Genomic DNA, 16009 nt, shown 5'->3' on the forward strand with positions numbered 1-16009 from the left:
CACAGATCAGCTAATTTAACAAATACGCTAGTACACATTTAACTGATCTATTGGAATTGGTAACAGCTTTTTGGCAGTTGATGCTTAACCCTTAACAGTCAACTATGCTTTAAGCGTGCTGCTTTCAAAGCTCCGCATTTTGCCAGCTATCAGCTTTGATGCCCCTGTAGCGAAGGAGCTGACGCTGGAGTACTAAACCAAAAGCTCAGTTTATGTCCTTCGGAACTATCGCGCACCAATGGCTCCAATTGAGTAGCGTAAATGGGTATTAGCTTACCTGGTTTACACTAACTTAGTCATGTTTGTGTCGATTGACTATATATATTTAATTCGATTTTAAGATCAGCTGCTGATATCCAGCGGCGAAAAGACCCTATTCCAATAGGGATAGGGTAAGGACAAAAAAAAGGCGGTATGCCTGTAATAACCACCAAGATCGGCTCTCCTCAGGCAGAGGGGGGGTGTTATCTTGCTCTGGCAAGATATACATAAAAATGATCCTCTGTCAATCCGGTATGAGAAAGATATCTTGTGTAGTTATATTACAGGCGACTGGATTACCGCCTACTAGTAGTATCACAGGTAAAAGACATGAGTGTATCTGATTATACAATAAGTAAGCTAATCATTACAAGCCGAGTTTGGATTAACCCAGGAACAGATTCCTCCAAGATTACAATTCCTGCCTTACTCGGCAAGACCAGGAAGACTTTTGATCTGCTGGAGTCATTACGGCAGTGGCTGAACCAAATTGAGGTTGATAACCCCAAATTAGCCCACCGTCTGTGCCGACTAATTCCAGCCCAGTGTCCTTTTGAACGGCAGATTAAACTGTTCAATCGCACTCTACTTCGGATTCCACCATTGTGTAAACTCAATCCTGTCTATGATGAAGTGGTAGCCCTGCGCTTCCGAGCACTGTCTTATCTGGCCGATGAATGTGGTGAAGATATCACCTGTTACTGCTAAAATTCCGAAACGAGAATTTTAGCTGCAGGCGTCGGGAAACCGTGCCTATTAGAAAACATCATGGCCATTATTGCCCTAAAAGCCTGGTATCTCCAGAAATACGAACCCATCAAAGAATTGGAGAAACGCCACCATGACCTGCGTTTGAGCAAAAATAGTTTGCTTAAGTCAGGCTTAAGAGCAGATTTTTTGGATGATAGCCAGGATGTGAAAAACTCTGAATGGTTTAAGCGCTACCTAGCAGGGGAAAGGGTGGATTTCTACATAGAAGGTAGTGGGGGCTATGCCATTTCCAATATTGACTTGATTTCTCACGAGATTTACTTCACGAAGCGAGAGGTAATGGCACAATTGTCGCCAATAATCTTTGTGAGTTACCAGACTGAATACAGTGCCTCTAGTGAGGCTTTGCGTAGCACCCTGTCAGATACCCTAGACACTTTTAATCAGCGATCGCGTTTACCCCTAACCCTAGAAGAATCCCGACGCCCAATTGGTCAACCAATGCGCCTGGGGAGTACCCAGATGCGCAAAATCCGCAAAAGTCTGGTATTCATTGCTGATGGAACCCCGGTGGCTGGTCTAGCAACGGAAAACAAACCGTTAGTGATCCCTAGTCCCTATGTTTGTGTGGAAATCGGCTATGCTTTAACGGCTAAGCCGACAGAACAGATTTTGCTGGTAAAGATGGAACGACCAGATTTACCAGGGCAGTTCCCTTTTGATCTGCCTAGCTACCAGCAGCTGATCTACCAAAGTCCACAGGAACTGCGCCAAATGTTGCCAACGGTGATGGAAAATTTGCTGCAACGGTTTAATTTATCAACTTAAGTAGTCTGTAAGTCTCAAGCAAAACTGGTGGATAAAGGACAAAGGACGTGTAAGGGGATTTGGTGTATTGGGAATCCCTGTGAACTTGGATCAATGACTTTTTGCCTTCCCCTTCAAGGTCGCTGATAATAGTTGGCATGGATTAAGGAGAATTTTCTATGCCAAGAACCCCAGACGAGTACGCTGTTCACATTCTTTTGTCAAGTGGTCACCGGGAAGAAGTACGGTTTGCCACAATTAAAGAGTTTCAAAAGTGGTATAGTGGCGAACTTATCCCAAAATCTAACTCTGAAGACTTCATTAGCGTACCCATTAAAAATGTTCAAGGGGAGTACATGGTTGTACGTCCTGCTCGTATCACTGCTATGCGGGTGGAACCTATTTTCTCTGGTAGCGTCGAACGTTTTTAATACAGCTTGACTGCTTTGACTGGGCAATAGCTGGTGATTGAATTCTTGGCAAGTATGAGCAAAACTCTGACTCGGATTTCCCTAACCATAGGAATAGCCCTCCTACCAATTAGTGGTGCTGCAGTTGCTAGTGTTCCGCTGCAAGCGGTTCAACTAGAAACTGTTCAGTTCAATCAGGATCCATTGGGTTTAGATGAACAGCTGTGGAAGCGTCCTGGTGCTCAGTCAGGGGACTGGCGAGTGATGTTGAGGGCGATAGACAATAGCTTGCGTTATCTGAAAACCCCTAGTGCGGCTAAAGCTTACCAAAACTATTCCGTACCAGGAGTAACTCGCGATCGCGTCCGTCGTTCTCTAGTCCGTTTTCGGCAACTGCTGATCAAGTCCCCTACTCCTCAAGCGTTGCAAACTGCTATCCAACAAGAGTTTGTCTTTTACAAGAGTGTGGGGAAGGACAATCAGGGAACTGTTGGGTTCACGGGTTATTTTGAGCCAGTGTATGCTGGGAGTCGCACACCTAGTGCTGAGTATCGCTATCCCCTTTACCGACTACCTTCTGATTTCCAACGTTGGCAAAAACCTCACCCAACCCGTGCGGCATTGGAAGGATGGGATGGTTTAGGGAAAAATAGCCCACTACGAGGGAAAGAACTAGTTTGGTTACGCGATCGCTTAGAGGCGTTTTTGATTCACGTTCAGGGTTCAGCGCGAGTTAGAATGCCGGATGGCACCTTGATGAGCGTGGGCTATGCCGGTAAGACGAGTCATCCCTACACTAGTATCGGGGGACAACTGGTTAACGATGGCAAGATCGAGCTAGAAGGACTGACCCTGCCTGCGGTGATCGATTATTTCCGCACTTCACCGACGGAACTGAGTCAATATTTACCCCGCAATAAAAGTTTTGTGTTCTTTCGCGAAACCAGGGGGGCACCTGCTACCGGTAGTCTTGGTTTGCCAGTAATGCCTGAGCGCTCGATTGCTACGGATAAATCTATCATGCCTCCAGGAGCCTTGGCCCTTATCCAAACTAGTATTCCTTATCCCAATGCTGTGGGTCAGTTGGAATCTAGGCTGGTCAGTCGCTATGTGTTGGATCAGGATACTGGTAGTGCGATTAAAGGGCCGGGTCGAGTGGATATATTTATGGGTACTGGTAAATTGGCAGGTAATCGGGCAGGGCTGATTAATGATACAGGAGAGTTGTACTATTTGTTGCTGAAAAATTAAGACCACAAAATAGTGCTCAAGCTTTAACTATAAACTTGAACTATAAAAAAAAACTTTAACTATCAAACTATACATAAAATTATACATAAAAATTTCCTCTAAAACACACCTGATCCCCTACATTACCCGTTGAAACTGAGAAGAAAGGCTAAAAAAACGAGGTAGGTCAATATGAGTCGTTCTCAAGGGTCAAACCAAAATTCTTTCAGTGAGCTTGATGTGGTTGCTGTGATGTTTTTCAGTTCTTTTGTACTTGGCTTTATTCCTATTAATATTGCTTTTCACCAAAACCTACCAGTTAATGAGGATTTTGTCAATCCAACAGAAGTAGAACTTTGGGGGGTTGAACTTTCCCCCGGCTTAAAGCACGGGGGCAGCCAGTTAACCTAATTTCCCTTATCAATCTCCCACAGTGGCAATTGTTGAATTGGGTCTAACTGGACATTCTTTAACCCTGACTGGGCAAAAGCATATTCCTTTGGTTGCCATAACGGTATTAAGGGTACATCCTTTGCTAACAGTTCTTGGATCTCAGCAAAAATCTGCTTTCGGGCGGCTGGATCTGATTCCTGACGCTGTTGCTGAATCAGTTCATTCATGCGATCGCTATAATAAAACGACCCCTGAGAGCGACTGGCTCCAGCTTCACACCCTTTCCCAAGGGAACCTTTAGTACAACTGACTAAGGGCTGAATAAAGTTATCGGGGTCAGAAAAGTCAGGATACCAATCGACTAAGGCACTCTGATAAACTCCCTTACCTAGATTGCCAAAGAAATTCGCTGACTCCACAGTTTGGGGCTGGATTTCCACAATTCCCCCAAGTTCCTGGGCAGCATATTCTTTCAGAAGACTGGCAAGTTGTTGTCGGGTTGCTGAACCTGAGGAATACCAAATTTCTAATGTCAACGGATTGTCTTTAGTAAATCCCGCTTTGGCTAGCAGTTCTTTGGCTTTGGCAATATTACCGTCACCGTAGGCGTCTTTAAAGGTTGGCTTGGAAACATCAAAGCTAGTGGGAATGATACTAAAGGCTGGTGCAGCTTGGTTTCTTAGCACCCGTTCGTTGATCAGTTTACGATTAACAATCGCAGCGATCGCTTGTCTGACTTCTGGTTTATCCAACGGTGCCATCTGGGTATTGAGCACCATGTAGTTAATATTATTGCTGGGAGATTCTATGACTTGCCAACCCCCAGATGCTGCTCCTTTTTGCAAACTGAGGATTTGATCGGGATCTAAACTTTGATAACCAATGTCTACAGCACCAGTTTTGATGGAATTGAATAAATTAGCGGAATTGGTGAGGATTTGAACGTTTAATCCCTGATTGGCAGGTTTTTTACCCCAATAGTCTTCAAACACATCTAGGCGAATCCCATTAGGACTAAACTTGACTAGTTTATAAGGACCAGTGCCTACAAATTTGGTCGGTTGAAATTTACCACTACCAATTTCATAGGCATTGGGAGAAACAGCACAAGTTCCAGAGAAAGCTAACAGTGCTGGAAAGGCAGCGAAGGGATTTTTGAGTTTAATCGTCAGTTCGTATTCTCCAGAGGGTTCAATCGAATCTACCAAACCTTCGAGTAGAGAAGAGGGCTTGCCACCATTTTCGATAAACCGACGCAAGGAAAATGCCATGGCTTCAGCGTTAAATGGGGTGTTATCATGAAAGACTACACCTTGGCGTAGGGGAATGGTGTAAGTTAAGCCATCCTTGCTGATGGTAGGCATAGCAGTTGCCAGTTGTGGCACTAATTCTGAGGTACCCAGCTTGTAGGTATAAAGGCGATCGCCTAAGCTGTAATGGATGTTACTAGCTGCTAGTTCGTAGGCATCGGCTGGATCGAGGGTTCTCGGTTTTAGGGTAGTACCGATAGTGAGTCTATTACTGTTACTGCTGCTGGATGAGCCTGTCTGTTGATTGCTAGGAGAACCACCACAACTAATAATTAGGAAGCAGCTACAGAGGAATAAAGCTAGAAATTTGGTAGTTGAACAGTGTTTGCGGGATAGGGGAAAGCAGTTCATGCTTAGGTAATTTTGATGAGCTACAAGTAATTTATTATCGTAGCTATCTTAAGACCCCTTGCCAAAAATATAGCGTTTTAGAATACAGCGATGATTGATCGAGAGGGGGGTTCTTCCGTAATTAGTATGCTAATTTAGCCTAAAAAATCAACTATCAAAATATCAAAGCTATATAACGTAGTAGGTTTATTTAATGTAATTTAGCAGTTTAGCATAACAGGTACCGAAGAGCCATATTAGTTAATCCTCAATCCTAAGTAGTCAAACACAAGCTTATAGCTTATAGCTGTTCGCGTAGCGTGCGCGTAGCGCATTACCTGACAGCTGACTAATTTGTGAAGAATTGTTACAAAAAAACAGACTTTAGCATAAAAACACCCAGCTTAACCTGAATAACTAATTAGATCCCATAACTCGTAGCTAACTAGCGTTGGATGAAAACACTCCCCCACTTACTAAACTCAGCACTCAGCACTCAGCACTCAGCACTCAGCACTATTCTCAAATCGGGATTTAATCGGAATATCAAACACAGGTATGGCGATATGTGGCAACCCAACATCAAACATCTTACCCCAGAGCAAGAGACTTTAATTTCAAATTATCAAGAAAAATGGTACAATTTATCTTTATTGACTGGAGCCGTTGATCGTCACGAAGCAACATTAGCCATAAACGCTGCCTATACAGCCATTGGCAAACCAGTACCAGATATTGTTTTTTGTGATAGCCCTTACGGTTTTTTTAAAATTCTCCTCAATCAACTCCAGCAACACATTGACAGCCAACTAAAGAGTCAACTCCAGCCAAGACTGGAGAGTCAATTAATCAATCAACTACGGCAACATCTCAACACCCAACTCGGCAAAGAACTCCAACAAGAGCTACTCTACCAACTCGGGCGAAAGCTTAACATTAAACGGATTAGCCGTCAACTTGAAGAGAAACTGTGGCAACCCTTGGACACTTCCATGGGAACCCAACTACACAGGCAATTGCAAAACCAATTGTTATATGAACTAGATACCTCAACAGTTAGTCAACAGCGAATTCGACTGGGCTTGCAAGTACTTGAACAACTTGGGACTGAATTGAGACTATTCATGTCACCCTTATACTGGAGTATTGACAGTAGTCGGTTTGACTTTTATATTTCCGTCCTAAATTGCCCTCACCATCAAACCACATGGGAAATATTCCAATCCCTAGTCAAACACTGTAGTTGGATGTTCCCATTTGAAAAAATCTGCTTCGTTTGCGATCGCCCAACCAAGCTCTCATTTGACACTCAACACCGCCTTCATAGAGAAGGACAGCCAGCCATGGAATTTGCTGATGGTTTCAGCTTATACTCCTATCACGGCGTGACGCTACCAGAAAAATACGGGACAGTCAACCCCAACCAGTGGCAAGCAGGGTGGCTTTTAGAAGAACCCAACGCTGAACTTAGGCGAGTCCTCATTGAAGGAATTGGTTACGCCCGAATTTGCCAAGACCTAGAAGCACAGGGATTGGATTCCTGGCAAGAATACACCCTATTAAAAATTAATAACGATATCGATATCGAGCCAATTTTTCTACTCAAGATGACTTGTCCTAGCACCAACTTTGTTCACATTATGCGAGTGCCGCCTCATGTAGAATCAGCCCGTGAGGCAATTCGCTGGGTAAATTGGGATACTGATCCAGAGGAATTTTTAGTCCAGACTTGAGTCCAACTCACGTTAATATCAAGTGGTTAATAGCAAAGTTGCCCTCAAAGATAGCACCATGTCTTGATGCAGTCCCTTCCCCATCAGCAGGGAAAAGAGGAAGCAGGACTGAAGCAGCGACTCTACCTGTAGGGTGCCTTAATAACGCACCCTATACCATCAGCGTGTTTGTTGCCCAGTTTTGCCTAAGTCCTGAACTTGCACAAATGGTGCAACTGTTTTGTGGTTGAAGGTTACCCTTCAACCTACCCGACAAGGGACGCCTGGGCAAGAACAACCTTCAACCTTGAAAATGTATATGGGAGTCAGGATTGTTTTAGTAGAACCCGCTGGTCCATTGAATGTGGGTTCTGTAGCGCGAGTGATCAAAAATATGGGGTTATCCCAGCTGGTGCTAGTGAATCCTCAGTGTGACCATCTCAGCCAAGAAGCACAGCAGATGGCAGTGCACGGGGTAGATATCTTAGAAAAAGCCCAAGTGGTAGCAACCATACCAGATGGCTTAGTCGGGTGTCAAAGAGCGATCGCAACCACTGCTCGTAGCCGCGCCATCCCCACTACTCTCGAACATCCCAGAACCGCCTTACCCTGGTTATTGTCAGCTGGCGTAACCTCTGCCCTGATTTTTGGCCCTGAATCTAGGGGATTGAGCAATGATGAACTCAATCATGCTCAGCGGTTTGTCCGGATTCCCACTAGTTCCACCTATCCAGTCTTAAACCTAGCCCAAGCCGTAACAGTTTGCTGTTATGAACTTTATCAATATCAACTTTATCAAAGTACACAGCAGCCATCACCGGTCCCAAGTCAACCCTTATCCCCCGCTCCCCCCTACCAAGATTCTGCTCTTTTGGACCAGATAGAACGCTACTCTAAGCATCTAGAAGCCTTATTATTGAACATTGGTTATCTTTATCCCCATACCAAAGCAGCACGGATGGAAAAGCTGCGACGTCTATTAAACCGAGCAACCCCTACCACAGAAGAGATCAACATGCTCAGAGGAATGCTCCGCCAGGTAGAATGGGCGCTACAATTTTTACCAAAGTCTGGGGTAGATGATCCATCAAAACCAAACCAGTCCTAAAATAGGCTTGCATAGGTTCTATTGGAGGTTTGATAGATGGGCGCTTCAACTGTTGGTACTAGATCAAAACTCTGTAATCGGAACACTCACGAAAAACTGAAAGCGAAGTTTGATACTGCTATATCCATTAAAGTTCTCTCCCTTATCATTAGACCATACTCAGAAAATTCCGAGAACTAGCCGATTTTTTCGGGTTTTATGTATCTGGTTAACCTCAGCCTAAGATTCAGCAGTGGAAAAACAACAGAAACCAACCTCCTCCCGCCGCCGCCCGCGTCGCCACCTTAGTAAACAGCCACAAACTAAGGAGATTAAACCCTCCAAATCCCAACCAAAACAGAAAGCGCGCCGCCAAAGCTCATCCGCAAAATCACATAAATCTCGGTCAACTCCGCCACCTACCCCGCGTACCCGTGCTCGTCTATCCCGTTCACCAAACTCTTCTACAATTCCCTCCAGTCAATCCCAGCTGAGGGTAGCATACCGAACACCCCAGTTACCAAACCTTCGTAGAAGACTCAATCCCTTTGCTACACGAGCGTCCTCATCCTTGCCCACCATAACCAATTCTCGTAATCCAATTCGGCAACGTCCTCAGCCAGAATTAGTTGCTGATTTATCCCCTAAATCCTCCAAAACAAGCCAACTAAAAGCTAGACTACCCCTCCCAACCCCCAATCACCAATCTGTACAAATTCGGAGAACTCGCCGAGAGCGCCGTTCCGAAAACTCCTCTACCAGGCTATGGATTTTGATTATCCGTTTGCTGATTGTAGGAATTGGTCTCGGAGCGATCGCAGGTACCGTATTATCGAGCTTGGGTACTGCTAGCCAACCATCTACCAAAACCACAGACAATGCTCCAATTGAAGTCCAGCAGACTTTGAGTCAGACAATTAGTTCTCAATTGACACCCCTGCTGCTCAACAAATCTCCCTTACAAAAACAAATTCAAACTCTAGTAAAGCAACACCCCCAATTGCAACCCGGAATCTTCATCCATGATCTCGATACCGGTGCTTTCCTAGAATCAAATAGCCGTCTCATTTTTCCTGCTGCTAGCACCATTAAGTTACCAATTCTAATTGCTTTCTTTCAGGATGTAGATGCAGGCAAAGTTTTCTTAGATGAATATATAACCATGAAACCAGAGATGATTGCTGGTGGTTCTGGAAACATGCAATATCAAAAACCAGGCAAACAGTACAAAGCTCTGGAAGTAGCCACCAAAATGATCACCATTAGTGATAACACTGCTACGAATATGCTGATTGAACGTCTTGGTGGCATCGAAGTTCTCAATCAACGATTCCGCTCTTGGGGTTTGAAAAAAACTGTACTGCGCAACCCCCTACCAGATTTGCCAGGAACAAACACCACTAGCCCAAGAGAACTGGCTAGTTTGATTTTTCACCTTGAGCAAGGTAAGTGGATTTCTCCCCAATCTCGTACTGACCTGATCGATATCATGATCCAAACTAAGACCAACACACTATTACCCCAAGGACTAGGTAATGGTGCCACCATTGCCCATAAAACTGGCACCCTTGGCCGACTTCTGGCCGATGTAGGTTTAGTAAAAATGCCCAACGGCAAGCGTTACATTATCAGCGTAATGGTCAAACGCCCCTTTAATGATGCCAGTGCCGAAAAACTGATTCGCACCATTTCTCGACAAGCCTATGACTACTTGAATAATTAGCAATTTATAATTAGTTATTTATTAATTACCGGTTAAACCTTGAAAGTTGACTGTTGAAGGTTGACTGCTGCCTTTGAGCAATCTGCTACTGACAACTGATCTAGAGATTGCCAGATTTTCGATAACAAAGCATCCAAGCCGATTTTAGCAACAGCTGAAATTGAAAAAACTGGTACCTGAGTAAGCTGATTTAGGTAAGTAGACACCTCATCGATCATGTCTTGATCAACCGCATCTACCTTATTAAGGGCAAGAATTTGGGGACGTTCTGGCAATTCTCTGCCATAGGCTTGTAACTCCTGTTGAATGGTTTGATAATCAGCAATCGGGTCAGCAGCAGTAATATCAATCAAATGCAGTAACAACCGAGTGCGTTCGATATGACGTAGGAAGTCGTGACCCAGACCAATACCTTGATGAGCTCCAGCAATCAACCCAGGAATGTCAGCAAATACAGTACCATCCCCAGTTGGTTTACGAACCACACCTAAATTCGGAATCAAAGTGGTAAAGGGGTAATTGGCTATCTTGGGTCGTGCCGCTGACAGTGCTGAAATCAGAGTAGACTTACCAGCATTAGGTAGACCAATAATGCCTACTTCCGCCAGTAACTTCAACTCCAAGCGTAACCTCAGTTGCTCTCCAGGTAGTCCAGGTAACGCATGCTCTGGTGCGCGATTGTGATTACTCAGGAAATGCCGATTTCCCAAACCTCCTTTACCGCCTTTGGCAATACAAAGCATTTGCTGAGGTTTCACCAAATCCCCCAGCATTTCTCCCGTGTCAGCATTGTAGACAACCGTGCCACAGGGAACTTCAATAATGCGATCGCTACCATTTTTTCCCGTCCGATTATTAGGGCCTCCCCGACCCCCATTCTCAGCTCGAAAGCAATGGGCGTATTTGAAATCTAGCAATGTTTGCAGGTGCTCGATAGCATTGAAAATCACGCTACCCCCCCGACCACCATTACCCCCCGCCGGTCCTCCAGCAGGAACATACTTTTCCCGCCGAAACGCCACAATTCCATCGCCCCCGTTACCAGCTACAACTTCAATTTCTGCTTGGTCGATAAATTGCATAATTAGTTTTTAGTCCTTAGTGCTTAGGTCTTAGTCCTTAGTGTTTTCTTGACATCAGTCAGTTGAACCGATTACCCTTAATTAATCTAACTACTAATGACCAATGACTAATGACTAATGACTAATCACCAATCACCAATCACCACTTATAAATATGCTGAAACATCTTCACCACAATCATCGGCTAAATAAGATAAAGCCCGGAAGCGCAAGCCGACTAACTGATCATAGAGAGGATTAAGCTTACACATCGGTGGGATGTGGACGATTTTGTGATTAAATAGCTTCACGTCCCGTTCAAACGGACACTGAGAAGGAATCAGTTTACACATAAATCGAGCGACCCGTGGGTCATTAACATCCATACCATCTAACCAATCCCGCATTGGCTGTAGAATATCCGAATGGGGATGGTCAGAACTTCCTGGTTCTTGAGCTAAGGCATCAGCAGAATCGCTTTGCTCAGTTGCCTTACCGTCATAAAGAGTTACCTGCAGTGATTCAAGAGCCTCAACCTTATGACCTAGCGCTTCACAGAACTGGTGTAGAACATCAGCTTCAGTCGCAGAGTACACCCCATCTGCCAAGGCTACCATTACAGCAGTTCGTAGAAAATTCTCTGCCGTTGTGTTATCCTTACCTAAAGCTGCTGCCAGTTCTTCAGGAGTAATGGGTTTATCAAAAGACTGCAAATCAGTGCCAGGAGCCAATGTCTCTTGGGTGATTTGAGCCATAACCTCTTGTTCTTCTGGGTCAAAGTGACCATCAGCCCAGGCAACGGCAAATAAACCCCGCAGCCAAGCTGAAATCTGTTCTTCGGTGTAGGTAGCAGTGCTGGAAGTAGCCATAAATACTTAAAATCAATCTCCTAACACTATTTTAGGAGCAATCACAATAACTAATCGCTCCATAAGGTTGAAGCCTATAACATCAAAATAGCAATCGGATTAAGAAGCATCGACCACTTATAATTCTGAGATATTCGTGACTCTAGCAGAATTTAGTCTTTTCTTAATGTCAGTCCTAACCAGTGCTACTGGACAGTTCTTGCTCAAAACTGGAGCCGAAAAGCTGGATAAAGTTAACGCTAGCAATTGGCTAGATCAGATATTCAGTATACCCAAGACCCCAGAAATTATAGCAGGGCTAAGTTGTTATGGTTTAGGGGCACTGGCATACATTTTGTTGCTGACGCGGGTAAATCTCAGCGTTGCTGGTCCTTCAGTATCCTTGACTTACGTCTTCTCCGTACTGATGGGCTATTTTTTCTTTAAGGAAACCATCCCCGCTAGCCGTGCCGTGGGGTTGGGTTTGATTATCTGCGGTGTAATGTTGGTAATTTGGAAAAAATCAGTTAGTAATTAGTCATTTGTAAAGACTATGGATGTAAGCCTCTTGTTTACCCAGCTTTTTTAGGGGGGTAATAGGGGCATACCATGCCACCATACAAGCCTTTTACCTACTCAGGACTTACCCACTCAGATCTGTAAAATCAGATCTGTAAAACTGCTGTAATTCCCTATTCCCGGTTCTTTCCAGAGCCGAAGTTCCAGGGTAAGCGCAAGAAAAAAAGGTTCGAAATAAGCATCTAGGCCGAAGTTACCCGTTCATTTGTACTACTATGCTAGTTAAAGTCTCACAACTATTTCTTTTCCTATAACGTGAGTCCGTCAGCATATCCTAAGTGTTACCTTGGGCGTTGGCAACTGAGCTCAATCTTGCCCCCGTAAGACTTGCGGCTAACTACCTACTCAGTAATCGACCTTACTGAGAGTACCTATGGGGGTTACTTCGTTCCTGATAACCATTATTTGGACTTTTAAGATGGTACTATTCACCGGAAGTGTTGTTGGGAATCGATAGTTGGGAGACAAACCAGCTATCCAGAATCTTCTTTGACTTTTGTCTGTGGCGTATCAATCCATTTCGCCACACCCTTGTCACGATGATTCAACATACCTTTCTCTCGTATCCATGAGTCCCTTGCCTGTTACTAACTTCACCTGGATTGGTTCGGCTTCACTATTCGACCCCTGCGTTCATCTATAGACTTGTTAGTTTCTATAAATGGGGGTAGGGCTGTCACTCCGATTCCGGGAGGGTTGGATTTACACCAACATGGTTATCAAGTTGTCAAGGTTCATATAAGCCTTGCGGCTAGTTCCCCGAACCCTAGTGGGTAAGGTTTATAGCCAACGAATCGCACTGTCTCCTCAAGGGTGGGGTTTTCACCCACATCCGCAAAACAGTTAGGATTTTTGAGGATTTTCCTCACGAATCCCCTTACTCATACCCCTCTAGAAACTAGAGGGGTATGAGTAAGAAAGAGCCGCACTAGTGTTCATAATCCAAGGTTGTTTTGGGTAATGGGTAACGGGAATAGGCAACCGGTAATCGGTAATGGTACAGGAGTAATCGCACTCTGACAACTCCAACACCGATTGCTATAGAAAAGTTAAGCAGGGGACTAAAGCCCTACCCTGCTAGAACCGTCTTCGACGGTTTCGGAGTCTTCGACGTTCCCGATGTCTCGCAATTTCTTTACGTTTGCGTTTTTGTGCAAATGTCTCAAAATGACGATTCTTTTTCATATCGGCAAAGATGCCAGCTTGGGAGACTTTTCGCTTAAATCGACGTAGGGCTGACTCTAAGTGCTCATTTTCACCAACCACCACTTGGGTCATTCAATGTCCTCCTGTTTTGATCGCTTCCGTGGTCGAATAACAAGTCATCATTCATCCCATAAGTACAGGACAGGGCAAACCTCTGATTGACTGACAAAACTCCTACAACTGACGGAAGGTGTTGGCATCTGGCCAGTTTTTAAAACGAATGGCTGATATCTCAAGTCCGTTGAAAATCATAATCTTGCACCTGGATAGCCTGCACTCGTCTATGGCAAGGAAATCGGAATCAAGCCTGCCAAAAGCAGGCTCTCAAATCCTTATTTTTTCCTTACTCCTTGTCAAGTGGACTGTGATGGTTTACCTCCACGCTTCAGCCTGGAGAGTTTGCTACAATATCTCCCTTAAAACTAACTTTAGCTATGAGCCGTGGAATTAATGATATTGTTGGTTAACTCACACACTACAACTAGTGTGATTCTCGATCTGAACACTGCCTATTTGGGTTTTCCTACTCTAGGTCTTAAACGTTCATACTTGTCTGAATCAAAGAGTTTGAGATGCCTTCAATCCACTTATAGACAGCAATCCTACGCACACTAGTATCTTCCAACTAGAGTTTGGGTTTCCTTTACCCTACCAGGATTACTCCCTAAATTATGATGCGCAGCGTAGATTTTGACAGGGGGAAAACCCCTGCCCTGCGTTCAGATCTCAGAATTGGGTTTTGATTTGGATCAAAGCGAGCTTAGTAGCGACGAGAGAAGTTATCACCTCTGCGACCGCCCCCAAATGAGTTTCTTTTTTCGCGAGGCTTGGCTTTATTGACTTTGAGTTCGCGCCCCATCCATTCAGCTCCATCAAGGTCTTCAATGGCCTTCGCTTCTTCCTCCTCTGTGTTCATTTCCACAAAAGCAAAGCCCCTGAAGCGACCTGTTTCGCGATCGGTGGGCATGTGAATTCGCTTGATTTGACCATATTCTTCAAACACAGATTTCAGATCCTCTTCTGTCACCTCACGTGCAAGGTTACCAACGTAGACAGACATACAATATCTCCAAAATTTGATTTATGTAGAGATAGAAATTTCGGAGGCATGCTTAGCAATATGAAACAGAAGAAACCTGTCAACACTGAAAACAAAAACTGCAACCGATACCTATACTCGTCTTTTATGATAACATAGACAGTAAGGTGATTAACGTCCTACTCGGGTTGTGCAATTAAGCTATTGTGCATTTTCATTGCATAGTTGCCAGTTTTGAAAAAACTTTTCATACCCACTCCCCCATTTCTGCCTCCCCCCTCACAGCTGTTTTATTCTAGCCGCAAATCTGGATAAACCAGGGAAGGTGACCGAATTTGGGACTGAGCTTTTGACGGACGCTATCAGTATGTCGCTGATCAGCCCATTTGGTGATAACCCAATGCTTATCAGTAGTCGAACCAAAGTTTTTATAGCTATGTAAATTTTTGTAAATTTTTATCCCATCTAGTTGGAGCAACGATGGGATATTTTTTAGCATTTCTTAATGTAGCACCGTTTATTTTTGAACGAACTTAATATATTAATTTATTTATAAATAAATTAATATATTATCCTGGCTTATAATCCTAAGTATAAATACTCAGGATTAGTCAACGATTTGCGATTAGCCCTTCGGGCGGCGTAAGCCCCATGGCAAAATTCCCAAAATTCGTAATCTTTTAGAACTACACAATGTAGTGCGGAATGTGCGTCATAAAGTAATATCAATTCTTCAAAGGTAGACTACAGATGCAGATGGGGAGATGAGGAGATGGAGAGATGAGGAGATGGGGAGATGAAATTGATGTTTAGCTATAATTTCTCGAATTGGTATAACTTGATTGATGAAGGCAAAAGCTAAAAGCAATCCCAGCATTAGCGCCCTTATCAAGGGAGGCAAGCAAAAGACAATTTTTTATAAAAATTATCAAAAGTATTTTTTATCTATTATTTATACCGCAATTATACGGAATTTTTACGAAATTTTAAATTAAAAATTAATATAAAAAATCATAACTATTTCGTCAAATATTTTCAAAAATTAACACCTCTACTTTAGAATATAAAAAATCAGCAAAAAACAATCCAGGCCATTAAAAATAGCTGAAATCAAAAACTTTAATCTAAAAATCAAGGTTAAGCTGTGTTCTTTTTCGCTTTTTTAGGGTGAGAATGGCTTTGTTGCATAAAGAGTATGAGTTGAGTGAGATAATCTATAGAGAGAAAAATAGAGCTTCCCCTTAGCCATGACAGAAGCAACCGCCAAGACCAAATATAAGATATTGAATTGGAGTAAGTACA

At 43.7% G+C, this 16009-nt stretch carries 14 protein-coding genes; 9 read left to right on the top strand and 5 right to left on the bottom strand.

The window, feature by feature from the left end; genetic code table 11:
- Positions 1 to 591 precede the first annotated feature (591 nt).
- The 5 genes from F6K57_RS23710 (at position 592) to F6K57_RS23730 (ending at position 3830) form a co-directional block, all read left to right on the top strand.
- Complete coding sequence (locus F6K57_RS23710; protein WP_070394323.1) at positions 592 to 969, top strand: Mo-dependent nitrogenase C-terminal domain-containing protein; 378 nt, start codon at positions 592 to 594, stop codon at positions 967 to 969.
- Between the two features lie 60 nt (positions 970 to 1029).
- Positions 1030 to 1800, top strand: a complete 771-nt coding sequence (locus F6K57_RS23715) for a hypothetical protein (protein WP_293021092.1) — start codon at positions 1030 to 1032, stop codon at positions 1798 to 1800.
- Between the two features lie 158 nt (positions 1801 to 1958).
- Entirely contained in the window at positions 1959 to 2210 is a 252-nt protein-coding gene (locus tag F6K57_RS23720; protein WP_075902058.1) for a hypothetical protein, read from the top strand.
- Between the two features lie 54 nt (positions 2211 to 2264).
- Positions 2265 to 3440, top strand: a complete 1176-nt coding sequence (locus F6K57_RS23725) for a murein transglycosylase A (protein WP_293043134.1) — start codon at positions 2265 to 2267, stop codon at positions 3438 to 3440.
- Positions 3441 to 3611: 171 nt separating this feature from the next.
- Complete coding sequence (locus F6K57_RS23730; protein WP_293071037.1) at positions 3612 to 3830, top strand: hypothetical protein; 219 nt, start codon at positions 3612 to 3614, stop codon at positions 3828 to 3830.
- On the opposite strand, the gene F6K57_RS23735 is transcribed toward F6K57_RS23730, so the two are convergent.
- Entirely contained in the window at positions 3827 to 5473 is a 1647-nt protein-coding gene (locus F6K57_RS23735) for an ABC transporter substrate-binding protein (protein ID WP_293071039.1), read from the bottom strand. The two genes, F6K57_RS23730 and F6K57_RS23735, sit on opposite strands and share 4 nt — an antisense overlap.
- A gap of 434 nt (positions 5474 to 5907) precedes the next feature.
- Here F6K57_RS23735 and F6K57_RS23740 point away from each other — a divergent pair, with 434 nt between their 5' ends.
- The 3 genes from F6K57_RS23740 (at position 5908) to F6K57_RS23750 (ending at position 9974) form a co-directional block, all read left to right on the top strand.
- Complete coding sequence (locus tag F6K57_RS23740) at positions 5908 to 7185, top strand: DUF6745 domain-containing protein (protein ID WP_293071041.1); 1278 nt, start codon at positions 5908 to 5910, stop codon at positions 7183 to 7185.
- A 220-nt stretch (positions 7186 to 7405) separates the two neighbouring features.
- Positions 7406 to 8272, top strand: coding sequence for an RNA methyltransferase (locus tag F6K57_RS23745; RefSeq protein ID WP_364303921.1), 867 nt, complete (start codon positions 7406 to 7408; stop codon positions 8270 to 8272).
- Between the two features lie 232 nt (positions 8273 to 8504).
- Positions 8505 to 9974, top strand: coding sequence for a serine hydrolase (locus F6K57_RS23750; RefSeq protein ID WP_293066422.1), 1470 nt, complete (start codon positions 8505 to 8507; stop codon positions 9972 to 9974).
- A 32-nt stretch (positions 9975 to 10006) separates the two neighbouring features.
- Here the strand turns inward: F6K57_RS23750 and obgE are convergent, their stop codons facing one another.
- A complete protein-coding gene (obgE, locus tag F6K57_RS23755) occupies positions 10007 to 11056 on the bottom strand; it encodes a GTPase ObgE (RefSeq protein ID WP_293071043.1) in 1050 nt (349 codons plus the stop codon).
- Positions 11057 to 11202: 146 nt separating this feature from the next.
- The gene (locus F6K57_RS23760; protein WP_293021081.1) at positions 11203 to 11904 is read right to left on the bottom strand and encodes a Mo-dependent nitrogenase C-terminal domain-containing protein; all 702 of its coding nucleotides are present in this window, start codon (positions 11902 to 11904) and stop codon (positions 11203 to 11205) included.
- A 136-nt stretch (positions 11905 to 12040) separates the two neighbouring features.
- On the opposite strand from F6K57_RS23760, the gene F6K57_RS23765 reads away from it, so the two are divergent.
- Positions 12041 to 12421 carry an EamA family transporter gene (locus F6K57_RS23765; protein WP_293071045.1) on the top strand — a complete coding sequence of 127 codons (381 nt, stop codon included), beginning with the start codon at positions 12041 to 12043 and terminating at the stop codon, positions 12419 to 12421.
- Between the two features lie 1118 nt (positions 12422 to 13539).
- On the opposite strand, the gene rpsU is transcribed toward F6K57_RS23765, so the two are convergent.
- A complete protein-coding gene (gene rpsU, locus F6K57_RS23770; RefSeq protein ID WP_070394310.1) occupies positions 13540 to 13740 on the bottom strand; it encodes a 30S ribosomal protein S21 in 201 nt (66 codons plus the stop codon).
- Between the two features lie 688 nt (positions 13741 to 14428).
- On the bottom strand, positions 14429 to 14728 hold the full coding sequence (locus tag F6K57_RS23775; protein WP_293071047.1) for an RNA-binding protein: 300 nt from the start codon (positions 14726 to 14728) through the stop codon (positions 14429 to 14431).
- Positions 14729 to 16009 lie beyond the last annotated feature (1281 nt).

Source organism: Moorena sp. SIO4A5 (genome assembly GCF_010672005.1).
GTDB lineage: Bacteria > Cyanobacteriota > Cyanobacteriia > Cyanobacteriales > Coleofasciculaceae > Moorena.

Coding starts and splice junctions, on each gene's coding strand:
- F6K57_RS23720 (WP_075902058.1), top strand. CDS start 1,959: ATGCCAAGAACCCCAGACGAGTACGCTGTTCACATTCTTTTGTCAAGT.
- F6K57_RS23725 (WP_293043134.1), top strand. CDS start 2,265: ATGAGCAAAACTCTGACTCGGATTTCCCTAACCATAGGAATAGCCCTC.
- F6K57_RS23775 (WP_293071047.1), bottom strand. CDS start 14,728: ATGTCTGTCTACGTTGGTAACCTTGCACGTGAGGTGACAGAAGAGGAT.
- obgE (WP_293071043.1), bottom strand. CDS start 11,056: ATGCAATTTATCGACCAAGCAGAAATTGAAGTTGTAGCTGGTAACGGG.
- F6K57_RS23760 (WP_293021081.1), bottom strand. CDS start 11,904: ATGGCTACTTCCAGCACTGCTACCTACACCGAAGAACAGATTTCAGCT.
- F6K57_RS23730 (WP_293071037.1), top strand. CDS start 3,612: ATGAGTCGTTCTCAAGGGTCAAACCAAAATTCTTTCAGTGAGCTTGAT.
- F6K57_RS23735 (WP_293071039.1), bottom strand. CDS start 5,473: ATGAACTGCTTTCCCCTATCCCGCAAACACTGTTCAACTACCAAATTT.
- F6K57_RS23710 (WP_070394323.1), top strand. CDS start 592: ATGAGTGTATCTGATTATACAATAAGTAAGCTAATCATTACAAGCCGA.
- F6K57_RS23740 (WP_293071041.1), top strand. CDS start 5,908: ATGAAAACACTCCCCCACTTACTAAACTCAGCACTCAGCACTCAGCAC.
- rpsU (WP_070394310.1), bottom strand. CDS start 13,740: ATGACCCAAGTGGTGGTTGGTGAAAATGAGCACTTAGAGTCAGCCCTA.
- F6K57_RS23715 (WP_293021092.1), top strand. CDS start 1,030: ATGGCCATTATTGCCCTAAAAGCCTGGTATCTCCAGAAATACGAACCC.